General features: G+C 40.9%; 12 protein-coding genes and 1 pseudogene. 7 read left to right on the top strand and 6 right to left on the bottom strand.

The window, feature by feature from the left end:
* Nucleotides 1–7: 7 nt before the first annotated feature.
* The 4 genes from murQ to PARA_RS04425 form a co-directional block, all read right to left on the bottom strand.
* The gene (gene murQ, locus PARA_RS04440) at nt 8–916 is read right to left on the bottom strand and encodes an N-acetylmuramic acid 6-phosphate etherase (RefSeq protein WP_014064723.1); all 909 of its coding nucleotides are present in this window, start codon (nt 914–916) and stop codon (nt 8–10) included.
* 3 nt (nt 917–919) lie between these two features.
* Nucleotides 920–2,038, bottom strand: coding sequence for an anhydro-N-acetylmuramic acid kinase (locus PARA_RS04435; protein WP_014064722.1), 1,119 nt, complete (start codon nt 2,036–2,038; stop codon nt 920–922).
* 126 nt (nt 2,039–2,164) lie between these two features.
* Nucleotides 2,165–3,004: a folate-binding protein YgfZ gene (locus PARA_RS04430; RefSeq protein WP_014064721.1), complete on the bottom strand. Its 840-nt coding sequence runs from the start codon at nt 3,002–3,004 to the stop codon at nt 2,165–2,167.
* Between the two features lie 8 nt (nt 3,005–3,012).
* Nucleotides 3,013–3,876 carry a YicC/YloC family endoribonuclease gene (locus tag PARA_RS04425; RefSeq protein ID WP_014064720.1) on the bottom strand — a complete coding sequence of 288 codons (864 nt, stop codon included), beginning with the start codon at nt 3,874–3,876 and terminating at the stop codon, nt 3,013–3,015.
* A 176-nt stretch (nt 3,877–4,052) separates the two neighbouring features.
* On the opposite strand from PARA_RS04425, the gene PARA_RS04420 reads away from it, so the two are divergent.
* A complete protein-coding gene (locus PARA_RS04420; RefSeq protein WP_014064719.1) occupies nt 4,053–5,267 on the top strand; it encodes an aromatic amino acid transport family protein in 1,215 nt (404 codons plus the stop codon).
* Nucleotides 5,268–5,309: 42 nt separating this feature from the next.
* On the opposite strand, the gene PARA_RS04415 is transcribed toward PARA_RS04420, so the two are convergent.
* Both PARA_RS04415 and PARA_RS04410 read right to left on the bottom strand, forming a co-directional pair.
* Nucleotides 5,310–5,945, bottom strand: coding sequence for a DUF421 domain-containing protein (locus PARA_RS04415; protein ID WP_014064718.1), 636 nt, complete (start codon nt 5,943–5,945; stop codon nt 5,310–5,312).
* Nucleotides 5,945–6,400: pseudogene (locus PARA_RS04410) on the bottom strand (DUF3290 family protein). Before PARA_RS04410 ends, PARA_RS04415 begins: the two are co-directional and overlap by 1 nt.
* Before the next feature lie 147 nt (nt 6,401–6,547).
* On the opposite strand from PARA_RS04410, the gene nudC reads away from it, so the two are divergent.
* The 6 genes from nudC to glmS all read left to right on the top strand — a co-directional run bounded on the left by nudC (nt 6,548) and on the right by glmS (nt 12,222).
* Nucleotides 6,548–7,342 (top strand): NAD(+) diphosphatase, encoded by a 795-nt coding sequence (gene nudC / locus PARA_RS04405; RefSeq protein ID WP_014064717.1) that lies wholly within the window; start codon nt 6,548–6,550, stop codon nt 7,340–7,342.
* A 10-nt stretch (nt 7,343–7,352) separates the two neighbouring features.
* Nucleotides 7,353–8,417 carry a uroporphyrinogen decarboxylase gene (gene hemE, locus PARA_RS04400; RefSeq protein ID WP_014064716.1) on the top strand — a complete coding sequence of 355 codons (1,065 nt, stop codon included), beginning with the start codon at nt 7,353–7,355 and terminating at the stop codon, nt 8,415–8,417.
* An 11-nt stretch (nt 8,418–8,428) separates the two neighbouring features.
* A complete protein-coding gene (locus tag PARA_RS04395) occupies nt 8,429–9,019 on the top strand; it encodes a YjaG family protein (protein WP_014064715.1) in 591 nt (196 codons plus the stop codon).
* A 138-nt stretch (nt 9,020–9,157) separates the two neighbouring features.
* Nucleotides 9,158–9,430 (top strand): HU family DNA-binding protein, encoded by a 273-nt coding sequence (locus PARA_RS04390; protein ID WP_005696943.1) that lies wholly within the window; start codon nt 9,158–9,160, stop codon nt 9,428–9,430.
* A 126-nt stretch (nt 9,431–9,556) separates the two neighbouring features.
* Nucleotides 9,557–10,339 (top strand): DeoR/GlpR family DNA-binding transcription regulator, encoded by a 783-nt coding sequence (locus tag PARA_RS04385; protein WP_014064714.1) that lies wholly within the window; start codon nt 9,557–9,559, stop codon nt 10,337–10,339.
* Nucleotides 10,340–10,389: 50 nt separating this feature from the next.
* Nucleotides 10,390–12,222 carry a glutamine--fructose-6-phosphate transaminase (isomerizing) gene (gene glmS / locus PARA_RS04380; RefSeq protein WP_014064713.1) on the top strand — a complete coding sequence of 611 codons (1,833 nt, stop codon included), beginning with the start codon at nt 10,390–10,392 and terminating at the stop codon, nt 12,220–12,222.
* The last annotated feature ends 40 nt before the right edge of the window (nt 12,223–12,262 follow it).

Here is a 12,262-nt window from a genome sequence, read left to right as displayed (position 1 = left end):
TTTTCCTTTATTTCAATGCAAGTTGTAACTTTCCGTGATGTTTTTCTAATAACGCCTCTGCTTGAGCACGATCTAGTCCACTCAAAATCATCATAATCGCTAATTTCGCATTTTGATCAGCCTGCTTTAATGTCTCTTCTGCGAGTGCCTTATCGCAATCCGTGGCTTGCATGACGATACGAATGGCACGAGCTTTCAGCTTTTCATTGCTTGCCTGCACATCCACCATTAAGTTTTGATAGCATTTACCCATTAAGATCATAGAAGCCGTAGTGAGCATATTCAGTACTAATTTTTGTGCCGTGCCTGATTTCAAGCGGCTCGAGCCAGTTAGCACTTCTGGTCCCACTACCGTATCAATGGCAATATCCACAATATTCGCCATCGCTGAATTCGGGTTACTCGCAATCGAAGCGGTCACTGAACCTAAACTTTTCGCATATTCCAATGCACCGATCACATAAGGGGTTCGGCCACTAGCTGCAATACCCACCAAGACATCTTTTGAGGAAAATTGAATGGTTTGTAAGTCAACCACGGCTTGCGTTTTGCTGTCTTCTGCGCCCTCAATTGGATGACGTAATGCGCGCTCACCGCCTGCAATAATACCTTTCACCATTTCAGGTGACACGCCAAATGTTGGCGGGCATTCAGAGGCATCCAGTACGCCTAATCGACCACTTGTTCCGGCGCCAATATAGACTAATCGACCGCCTTGTTGAAATGCTGCAACAATACGTTCGACCGCTTGAGCAATTTGAGGTAAACATTTTTCAATTGCCAAAGGTACTTGTTTATCTTCCTCATTCATCAACTGCACAATTTCCAATGCAGACAAGCTATCTACATTCATGGAATTGAGATTCCGTTGTTCAGTAATTAAAGTTGAAAGGGTTTGTAATAAATTTTCTGCCATGGTTTATTCCTTTGGAAAAATCGCCCCTAAACTGACCGCACTTGTAGCGCCTGTCACACTCGGCAAATTAGCTGGCAAATTATGCATGCGACGATAGGCCAACCAAGCAAAAGCCGCCGCTTCCACATAATCGATATCAAGATCTAATTCAGTCGTCAGTTGAATACGCCAACTTGGCAATGCTTGTTTTAAGCCATTCATGATCGCCTGGTTTTTAGCACCTCCTCCACAAACAAGTAATCTGCATGGTAATGTCGTCTGAATATTGTTAAGGGCTAAAGCGATGCTTTGCACGGTAAATTCTGCCAACGTAGCTTGCACATCTTGTGGTAAAAGTGCGGTTGTTTTGCCTGCTATTTTTTGAACTTTACTCTCTAGCCAAGTTAAATTAAATAATTCACGCCCTGTGCTTTTCGGTGGTGGAAGTTGAAAGAAATCTTCATCTAATAATGCCGCTAACAAATCTGAATTCACTTGACCTGAAGCCGCCCATTCACCATTTTTGTCGTAAGCTTTGCCTTGATGTTTTTCGATCCATTGGTCGAGCAAGGTATTACCCGTTCCCGTATCAAATCCAATAACAGGCTGTTCGGGTATCAATAAGGATACATTACTAATGCCGCCAATATTAAGCACCACCGTTGCCCAATGAGGAGCAAAAAACACCGCTTGATGAAAAGCGGGTACTAAAGGCGCCCCTTGTCCACCAAACGCCATATCTTTACGTCGCAAATCACCAACAACCGTAATGCCTGTTTTAGCGGCTAATAAATTCATATCACCGATTTGCATGGTAAACGGAAATTGACCTTTTGGAGAATGCCACACCGTTTGACCATGACAACCAATGGCTTCAATCTGTTCTGGTTTTAACTCGTGTTGACGTAAAAAGGCATTTACGCAATCCGCATAAAGTAAGCCAAATTGGTGATCGAGTTCCCCCAGAGCTTGTAACGAGGTTTCGCCCGATTGAATAAGTGCGGTCACTTTTTCGCGTAAATTTGCTGGCATCGGCGTAAAATCAGCCGCAATTAATTTGGTTTGATTAGATTGGATGTCAGTAAGAGCAATGTCCACCCCATCAAGGCTGGTGCCGGACATAATGCCAAGATAATAAGTCATAGTATTTAATTCGTGAGTTTTTCAGAATTATAGCGGATTTTAAAAAAATAAAAAAAGAGAGAACATTGTGGTTCTCTCTTTTCATCATAGATGACTCTTATAAGTCGTCAATGACTAAATCGTTTTTTAACTATTGATGGAATAAGGTAATGGTTCAATTTTCAGAATGGTTCCATCTTCTGGCAAACGGAAATGCGTCCCTTCCTCTAAATCGTTATTCATCACGACTTGCAACCATAAAATGCCGTCAAAATTGACCGCACTGACGATTGTGCCGGTTTTACGCCAAGCCGTTTCTAACTGCATTTCTATCTCGCTGCCGATTTTCGGTGTAACCGTTGTTTCCCCCGAAAGCACATACATCGCACGTTTATTGGCACCACGATATTTGGCTCGCGCGACAGTTTCCTGCCCGATATAACACCCTTTAGTAAAAGAAATCGCTTGTTCAATCGCTTGTAGATTTAATGCCTGCGGAATAAATTCATTTTGCGTTTCCGCACTCAAGCTTGGTAAGCCCGCTTGAATATCTGCACAAAGCCATTGTTTTTCATCGCCATTAAAGGTGACATCTAACGGTGTAGGATTGAGCAAAATTGCACGATTTTCATCAATATCTAATTCAATCTGCGCGTGAATTCGACCGCACTTTTCACCAATCAAGCCGACAATTTGCCAATCCAACACTTGGAAAGTGACTTTGGAAAACACCGCGTATTTTTTTAAATGATCGAGTGGAGCCAACAAGGCTTTCGGCATTAAAATCAAAAACTGCTCTGTTGAAAGCTTAATTAAGCGGAACAACGAATTCATTTTGCCTTTAGGATCGCAATGCGCTGTAAGCGTTGAAGCACCAGCTGCCAAATGCACCACATCACAAGTTAATTGGCCTTGCAGATATTTCTCCGCATCGACTCCAGCTACTTCCACCAAATCATAGTGGTTTAATGAAATAAATGTTGACATGATTTTCCCTATTCAAGGTTTTGAATTTGCTCACGCATTTGTTCGATTAATACTTTTAATTCCACGGCGGAAGCGGTGATATCAGCATTAATGGATTTCGATGCCAACGTGTTAGATTCGCGATTGAGCTCTTGCATCATAAAATCCAGTTTACGTCCCACTGCCCCACCTTTTTTCAAGATATTGTTGGTTTCTTTCACGTGCATTTGCAGACGATCTAATTCTTCCGCCACGTCCACACGTTGCGCCAGTAAAATCATTTCTTGTTCGACTCGTTGTGGATCAAGTTGAATCTTCGCTTCTTCAAAACGTTGCAATAAACGCTCACGCTGCCATTGTAAAACCGCCGGCATTTGTGACCGCACTTTTTCAGCCTCCACCGTAATGCCATCAAGACGTTGTTGAATAATGGCTTGCAATTTTTCGCCTTCACGTCCACGCATTGCAATAAATTCCACCAACAATTCATCAAAAGCTGTCAACAAATCTTGACTGATCGCATCTAAATCTTGCTCTGCCGCTTCCACCACGCCGGGATAACGCAACACATCCGTTAAATTGATTTCGCCCTCGCCAGCTTGCGACTTAATCCATTGTAAAGATTGGATAACTTGATTCGCTAATTCTTTATTTAAATTGAGCTCAGCCGCCGCTTGTTTTTTGCTATCAATACGTAACGAACATTCAATTTTACCGCGGGTGAGATTTTGACGAAGTTTCTCACGCAAAGCATTTTCCAAACCACGGAATTGCTCTGGCAAGCGGAAAAAGTTTTCCAAATAACGTTGGTTAACTGAACGAATTTCCCAAACTGCATCGCCCCAATCTTTCTTGATTTCAAGGCGTGCAAAGGCTGTCATACTATAAATCATAAGCGCTCTCCTACTATTGTCTCTCGTCTTAATTGATTTGCCGGCTATTTTATCGGGAAAGTGCGGTCATTTCTACCGTACATTTTGTAGAAGAATTTTGTTTCTCCTACTTTACACAATGTAAAGATTAAAATACAATCATCGTAAATTTATCATTACAACCAAAGGAAAGTAAAATGAACAAGACTGTGGGAAGTACCTTGCTTGTAGCAGGAACCATGATTGGTGCGGGGATGTTGGCGATGCCGCTCACCTCAGCAGGGATTGGCTTAACGGCGACGGTTTTCTTATTAATTGGATTGTGGGCGGTACTCACTTTCACTGCTCTATTATTCGTGGAACTGTATCAAACTGCTGACAGTGATGCAGGGATCGGCACACTTGCTGCACAATATTTTGGTAAAGCAGGGCGAATTATTTCCACTGCGGTTTTAATTGTCTTTTTATATGCCTTAATTGCCGCTTATGTAAGTGGTGGTGGATCCTTATTAATGGATTTACTCCCTGCCATGGGGGATAAAGACACCATGAATAAGATCGCGGTGCTTGCATTCACCATGTTCTTCGGCAGTTTTATTGTCATCGGCACACACAGTGTAGATAAAATCAATCGCGTGTTATTCTTTGTGATGATTGCTGCTTTTATCTTAGTACTCGCATTAATGTTACCAAACATTAAATTTGATAACTTAATGGCGATGCCAATTGATAATGCCTTAATTATTTCTGCAAGCCCTGTATTTTTCACGGCATTTGGTTTCCACGGTTCCATTCCTAGCTTAAATAAATACTTAGGCGGTAACGTAAAATCCTTACGCATTGCTATTTTAGTGGGTTCCGGCATTACGTTATTTGCTTACTTTTTATGGCAGCTTTCTACGCACGGCTTACTCAGCCAAAATGAGTTCTTACAAATTTTACGCGAAGACGCCACATTAAATGGCTTAGTGAAAGCGACCTTAGAAATCACCCAAAGCCCAATTATTGCGAATGCAGTAAAAATCTTCTCCACTTTAGCATTGGTAACTTCATTCTTAGGAGTGGCATTAGGTTTATTAGAATGTATTGAAGACTTGCTCAAGCAATCTTTTGATATTCATGCAGGGCGCATTTCATTAGGTTTAATGACCTTTATTCCACCTGTGCTTTTCTCCCTTTTCTATCCAGAAGGTTTTATTCTCGCACTGGGTTATGCTGGTCAAATGTTCGCGTTCTACGCAGTGGTTTTACCGGTAGCATTAGTTTGGAAAGCACGCTCAATTCATCCAAACTTGCCATACCGAGTATGGGGTGGTAAAGCATTGTTACTGCTTGTATTGGTACTTGGTGTGATTATTACTTCGATTCCTTTTGCCATCCGAGCGGGTTACTTACCTTTTGTTGTCGGTTAAAATGAGCGAAAAAAAGACCGCACTTTTAAGGTGCGGTCTTTTTTATTTGTTTTCATATAAATGTGTGACTAACTGACCATTCAAGTATTCGCCAATATACACTTGCTCAATCGTCATGTTCTGTTTTTCTAACTCAGCTTTAACCCATTCTTCATCACGATCAATAATTTCTAAAACATCATCATCTAATTGTCCATCAATAATTAATGGATAACGTAAATTATCATCACCGTATCGAATAATCGAAAGTTGTCCATTTTGTTCAAATACCGCACGTTTAACCGTTTTGATTTCATAAATACCGGCAGCACGTAACTTAAACATAAGGTCATGAGCAGTAATACCGTTTTTCATACATTCAGCAGTTTTTACCTTGCCGTTTGAAATCACCGGAACTGGTTTACCATCAATCAACGATTTAACTAATTGGTTATGGTTTTTGATAAAACGAAGGGTAAAAATCAATAATGTCCAAAGTACGAGTACTAAAGAGAACTGAAATACCCCAATACTATCACTATAAATCACACCACCAATGATGCCACCCAGCACAAAGTTTTGTGCCTGATCCATCGCAGAGGTCGGCGCGAGGTTGCCTTTGCCCATTAAGTGAATTTGAAGTACGAGTCCAACAATACCCATGGCCAATTTTAAGCCTAATAATGTGTAGCCATCCATTATTTATCCTCCTTATCAATTACAGTAACATTCGGGTTTACTAAGTTAATTGGGGATAAGGTATATGCGGTAAAATCATTATTAAAATGGACTTCGAAATACTGACCCCGAATATTTAAAATCATGCCGTTCGTTAATGTACGGCTATTGGTACGAATATCTTCTTTCTGTAAATTTTGACTGTCTTTCACCGAATTTAAAAATGTCACCATGCTAGAGATATCAGCTGCATAGACTTCATCTCGCTCATATTGCTTATATTACACACCGAGCAAGAAAATAATTAATAAAAGAAAGATAATACTGAGATCACGATATTTGGTTTGTAACCGATGACGCAAATATAAGCTTGTCACGACAAACAATGCACCTAACGAGACAAAAATGGCGATATATTTAAGATAACCCTGAAAAGACATCGCATTTTCTAAAAAAGCAAAAGAGAAAAAAGACATTTGTCATTCCTAATTTTAAAGAGAAAAACAGGTTACCACTGTAGCACAACGAAAACTGACTAGCTATTTTTATCACAGAAATTAAATTCGTTTTTCCAAAAATCCCTTTTATAATGACCGCACTTTTAGAATAAAAAAGAGAAAAATATGAAAGCAATTCAGCCCGAAGATCAGGGATATTGGCTGTTAACCAAAGGATCGACGCTTTATTGGCAGGAAAATGATCTGCCTTTTGGATCAGCAAAGGAACTCGGCCTCACAACGCAAAAAGCAATGTTGCTCGGGAAATGGAAATCACAACCTTTATGGCTTGTGGCAGAAAATGAGCAAGATGAACGAGAATACCTTTCCTTACGGAGTTTGTTGTCATTACCGACTGAAGATTTTCATTTATTAAGCCGAGGCGTGGAAATCAATCATTTTTTGAAAACCCACCAATTCTGCGGAAAGTGCGGTCAAAAAGCGGAACAAACTCACGATGAGCTTGCGGTTCAATGCACAAGTTGTGGCTATCGTACTTACCCAGTTATTTGCCCTTCGATTATTGTCGCCGTTCGCCGTGGCACAGAGATTTTATTAGCCAACCATAAACGCCATTACACGCCAGGCAAAGCAGGTATTTACACCACGCTAGCCGGTTTTGTAGAAGTGGGTGAAACCTTCGAAGATGCCGTTCGTCGCGAAGTCTTTGAAGAAACGGGGATTCGCATTAAAAATATTCGCTATTTCGGTAGTCAACCTTGGGCATTCCCGAATTCACAAATGGTGGGCTTTTTAGCTGATTACGACAGTGGAGAAATTCAACTGCAAGAAACAGAACTACATGATGCACAATGGTTTTCTAGCGCTGCCCCCTTGCCAGAATTACCGCCAACAGGTACTATCGCACTCAAACTAATTAATGCTACGCTTGAGCTTTGCAAAGCGGAACAAAATAAATAAAGGAAAGCCCATGTCTGAATTAAAAAATGATCGTTATTTAAAAGCTTTATTACGTGAACCAGTGGATATGACACCCGTATGGATGATGCGCCAAGCGGGACGCTATTTGCCTGAATATAAAGCAACACGTGCAGAAGCGGGCGATTTTATGTCTCTTTGCCGTAATTCGGATTTAGCTTGTGAAGTTACCTTACAGCCACTTCGTCGCTATGCTTTAGATGCGGCTATTTTATTCTCAGATATTTTAACTATTCCTGATGCAATGGGCTTAGGCTTAAGTTTTGGTGCAGGTGAAGGCCCGAAATTTGCTCATCCAATTGAAAACAAAAGTGCGGTCGAAAATTTACCCATTCCTGACCCTGAAGGTGAACTTCAATATGTGATGAATGCTGTGCGCACAATTCGTCGTGAATTAAAAGGCGAAGTGCCATTGATTGGTTTCTCTGGTAGCCCGTGGACACTGGCGACTTATATGGTTGAAGGTGGTAGCAGCAAAACCTTCAATAAAATCAAAAAAATGATGTATGCCGAACCGCAAACTTTGCATCTTTTATTAGATAAAGTGGCGGATTCCGTGATCTTATACTTAAACGCTCAAATCAAAGCAGGTGCGCAAGCCGTCATGGTATTTGATACTTGGGGCGGTGTGTTAGGTCATCGTGAATATTTAGACTTCTCTCTGCAATATATGCACAAAATCGTTGATGGTTTAATTCGTGAACACGATGGACGTAAAGTGCCGGTGACTTTATTTACTAAAGGCGGCGGTTTATGGTTAGAAGCGATGGCTAATACGGGCTGTGATGCGTTAGGATTAGACTGGACAGTGAATTTAGCGGATGCAAAAGCACGTGTGGGCCATAAAGTGGCACTACAAGGCAATATGGATCCAAGCGTGCTATATGCACCAGCAGAGCGTATTGAGCAAGAAGTGCGGTCAATTTTAGCTGATTTTGGACAAGGTAGCGGACATGTGTTTAATTTAGGTCACGGTATTCACCAAGATGTACCAGAAAGTGCTCCAAAAATCTTCGTGGATGCGATTCATGAGTTCTCTAAAGCCTATCATAAATAAGCGAGAAAAAAATGCGAAATCCAATTCACAAGCGCCTCGAAAATGTTGAAAGCTGGCAACATCTGACCTTTATGGCTTGCTTATGCGAACGCATGGCACCGAACTTTGCCCTGTTTTGTCAAATGACCGAACAGGAGCAAGCAGAAAAGACCTATCACAACATTTTAAATTTAGTGTGGGAATTTCTAACGGTTAAAGGGGCGAAAATCAATTTCGAAAACCAACTAGAGAAGCTCGAAGAAATCATTCCTGATGTGAATGATTACGACTTCTTTGGTGTGGTACCTGCTCTCGATGCTTGTGAAGCGCTAGGTGAATTGTTGCATGCGATTATCGCGGGCGAGACACTTGAAAAAGCAATTCAAATCAGCCAAATTTCATTAGGCACGGTTTGTTCTTTGTTAGAAACACAAGAAAATCGCGATCTTTCTGAGAGCGAACTGAAAAGCCGTAAAGAAATTGAAGAGGAGCTTGACCTTCAATGGCAAATCTATCGCTTACTCAAAGACTGCGAAAAACGCGATGTAGACCTGATTTTATCCCTCCGAAACGAGATCAAACAGGAGGGAATCTCCAATATTGGTATAAAAATTGAGCAATAACGTGAGATTTGTCACAATTTTTACAAATCGAGCTTTTATTTCCCGCTCAGTTAGATTAGACTTTGCCAAGCCGTAGCAGTTAAAAGCTACGCTTATTTGAATAGAGTCAAATTTTAATTTAACAGAAGGTACAAATTTATGAACAAAACAGATTTAATCGATGCAATTGCAAGTGCAGCTGAATTAAACAAAAAACAAGCTAAAGCTGCATTAGAAGCAACTTTAGCAGCGATCACTGGCAGCCTTAAAAAAGGTGAACCTGTACAATTAATTGGTTTCGGTACATTCAAAGTGAACAAGCGTGCAGCACGTACTGGCCGTAACCCACAAACTGGTGCAGAAATCAAAATCGCAGCATCTAAAGTTCCAGCTTTCGTATCTGGTAAAGCATTAAAAGACGCAATCAAATAATTAGTCTCAAAACAGATTTTAATTAAACCCTGCTTTGTCAGGGTTTTTTGTTGCCTAAATTTTAGCTTTACATTCATCATTTTGTCGATATAATTCCGAACCGAAACTTATTACGGAATATAAATAATGAAACGAAACATTCAACACCGAAATACCCAACAACGCAGACATGCCATTATGCAACTGCTACAAGAACAAGGTGAAGTCAGTGTAGAACAGCTTGTACAATTATTTGATACCTCTGAAGTGACGATTCGAAAAGATCTCACTGCATTGGAAAGTAATGGTTTCCTTCTTCGAAAATACGGTGGTGCCATTTTAATGCCACAAGAAATCATCGAAGAAGAACAAGATGATGAACTTTCGCAACGAAAGTTAGTCTTAGCAAAGGCAGCTGCAGAACGTATTCGTGATCATAATCGCATTATTGTAGATAGTGGCAGCACAACCGCCGCCTTGATTAAACAACTTAATCGTAAGCAAGGCTTGGTTGTGATGACGAATTCGCTTTCTGTGGCCACGGCATTACGTTCACTCGAAAATGAACCGACACTCTTAATGACGGGAGGCACTTGGGACACGCGTTCTGAATCCTTCCAAGGCAATATTGCCGAGCAAGTGCTACGTTCTTATGATTTTGACCAATTATTTATTGGTGCCGATGGCATTGATTTAGAACGTGGTACAACAACATTTAATGAGTTAGTTCGCTTAAGCCAAGTGATGGCTGAAGTATCTCGTGAAGTGATTGTGATGGTGGAATCACAAAAAATTGGCAGAAAAATGCCAAATGTGGAATTAACATGGCAGCAAATTGATGTGCTGATTACCGATAACAAATTATCTCAGGCTGACAAAGAAGCCATAATGGTGCAAGGCGTGGAAGTGATTTGTGTGGATGTAGCATAAAGTGCGGTCAGAAAAACAAGACTTTTAATTTTATTAAATAAGGAAAAACTATGTGTGGTATTGTTGGTGCGGTAGCACAACGTGATGTAGCAGAAATTTTAATTAATGGTTTACACCGCTTAGAGTATCGTGGTTACGACTCTGCGGGTGTTGCTGTTGTGGATCCAAACCATGAATTACACCGCGTACGCTGCTTGGGTAAGGTAAAAGCCCTTGATGAAGCCGTTGCAGTAAAACCATTAATCGGTGGTACAGGGATTGCACACACCCGTTGGGCAACTCATGGTGAACCGTCTGAAGCCAATGCTCACCCGCATACTTCAGGTAACTTTGCTGTCGTCCATAACGGTATCATCGAAAATCACGAAGAATTACGTGAATTACTTAAATCACGTGGCTACGTGTTTAATTCTCAAACCGATACCGAAGTAATTGCACACCTTGTTAATTGGGAAATGCGTACAGCCTCAAATCTTCTTGAAGCAGTACAAAAAACCGTAAAACAACTTACTGGTGCATATGGTATGGTTGTACTAGATCGTGAGCATCCAGAACATTTAGTGGCAGCTCGTTCAGGCAGCCCATTAGTGATTGGTTTAGGAATTGGTGAAAACTTCCTGGCATCTGACCAACTTGCGCTCTTAAGCGTAACTCGTCGTTTCATCTATTTAGAGGAAGGCGATATCGCAGAAATCACACGTCGTACCGTGGATATTTATGATGCGAATGGTCAAAAAGTAGAACGTGAAGTACACGAGTCTAACCTTGAAAATGATGCTGCAGAAAAAGGCAAATTCCGCCATTTCATGCAAAAAGAAATCTATGAGCAACCAAATGCATTAATCAACACCATGGAAGGACGCATCCTTCACAATAACGTGATTGTGGATGCTATTGGTAATGGCGCAGCAGAAATCTTAGAAAAAGTTGAACACATTCAAATTGTGGCTTGTGGTACATCTTATAATGCAGGGATGACTGCTCGTTACTGGTTTGAAGCACTTGCTGGCGTAAGCTGTGATGTTGAAATCGCATCTGAATTCCGCTATCGCAAATTCGTGACTCGTCCGAATAGCTTGTTAGTGACTATCTCTCAATCAGGTGAAACAGCGGATACCCTTGCAGCACTTCGTCTTGCAAAAGAAAAAGGTTACATGGCAGCCTTAACGATCTGTAACGTATCAAGTTCATCTTTAGTACGCGAATCTGATCTTGCTTTCATGACACGTGCAGGCGTTGAAGTCGGTGTGGCATCAACCAAAGCGTTTACCACTCAGTTGGCCGCATTATTAATGTTAGTCACTGCAATTGGTAAAGTAAAAGGCAATATCTCAAATGAACAAGAAGTGGAAATTGTAAAAGCGTTACAATCACTTCCGGCTGAAGTTGAAAAAGCCCTTGCGTTTGATAAAGACATCGAAGCATTAGCAGAAGACTTCGCAGAGAAAAACCATGCACTTTTCTTAGGTCGTGGTGAGTTCTACCCTATCGCAATGGAAGCTTCATTGAAATTAAAAGAAATTTCTTATATTCATGCTGAAGCTTATGCGGCGGGTGAATTAAAACACGGTCCATTAGCCTTAATCGATGCAGATATGCCGGTTATCGTGGTCGCACCAAACAATGAATTACTTGAAAAAGTGAAATCAAACATTGAAGAAGTGCGTGCGCGTGGTGGTCAACTTTATGTGTTCGCCGATAAAGAAGCGGGCTTCACACCAAGCGAAGGTATGAAAATTATCACTATGCCAAAAGTGAATGAAATTATTGCGCCAATTTTCTACACTGTTCCTATGCAATTATTGTCATACCATGTGGCATTAATTAAAGGAACTGACGTGGATCAACCTCGTAACTTAGCGAAATCGGTAACCGTAGAATAAAGTGCGGTTGAAAATCAGCACGTTTTAATGCAAAAAAGCA

The organism is Haemophilus parainfluenzae T3T1, assembly GCF_000210895.1.
GTDB classification, from domain to species: domain Bacteria; phylum Pseudomonadota; class Gammaproteobacteria; order Enterobacterales; family Pasteurellaceae; genus Haemophilus_D; species Haemophilus_D parainfluenzae_A.
Note: the sequence above shows the minus strand (reverse complement) of the source record. Positions and strands in the feature narration are given on the sequence as shown.

Bases quoted from the DNA above. Each gene is read 5' to 3' on its own strand.
- murQ (WP_014064723.1), bottom strand. From the start codon at position 916: ATGGCAGAAAATTTATTACAAACCCTTTCAACTTTAATTACTGAACAA.
- PARA_RS04435 (WP_014064722.1), bottom strand. From the start codon at position 2,038: ATGACTTATTATCTTGGCATTATGTCCGGCACCAGCCTTGATGGGGTG.
- PARA_RS04430 (WP_014064721.1), bottom strand. From the start codon at position 3,004: ATGTCAACATTTATTTCATTAAACCACTATGATTTGGTGGAAGTAGCT.
- PARA_RS04425 (WP_014064720.1), bottom strand. From the start codon at position 3,876: ATGATTTATAGTATGACAGCCTTTGCACGCCTTGAAATCAAGAAAGAT.
- PARA_RS04420 (WP_014064719.1), top strand. From the start codon at position 4,053: ATGAACAAGACTGTGGGAAGTACCTTGCTTGTAGCAGGAACCATGATT.
- PARA_RS04415 (WP_014064718.1), bottom strand. From the start codon at position 5,945: ATGGATGGCTACACATTATTAGGCTTAAAATTGGCCATGGGTATTGTT.
- nudC (WP_014064717.1), top strand. From the start codon at position 6,548: ATGAAAGCAATTCAGCCCGAAGATCAGGGATATTGGCTGTTAACCAAA.
- hemE (WP_014064716.1), top strand. From the start codon at position 7,353: ATGTCTGAATTAAAAAATGATCGTTATTTAAAAGCTTTATTACGTGAA.
- PARA_RS04395 (WP_014064715.1), top strand. From the start codon at position 8,429: ATGCGAAATCCAATTCACAAGCGCCTCGAAAATGTTGAAAGCTGGCAA.
- PARA_RS04390 (WP_005696943.1), top strand. From the start codon at position 9,158: ATGAACAAAACAGATTTAATCGATGCAATTGCAAGTGCAGCTGAATTA.
- PARA_RS04385 (WP_014064714.1), top strand. From the start codon at position 9,557: ATGAAACGAAACATTCAACACCGAAATACCCAACAACGCAGACATGCC.
- glmS (WP_014064713.1), top strand. From the start codon at position 10,390: ATGTGTGGTATTGTTGGTGCGGTAGCACAACGTGATGTAGCAGAAATT.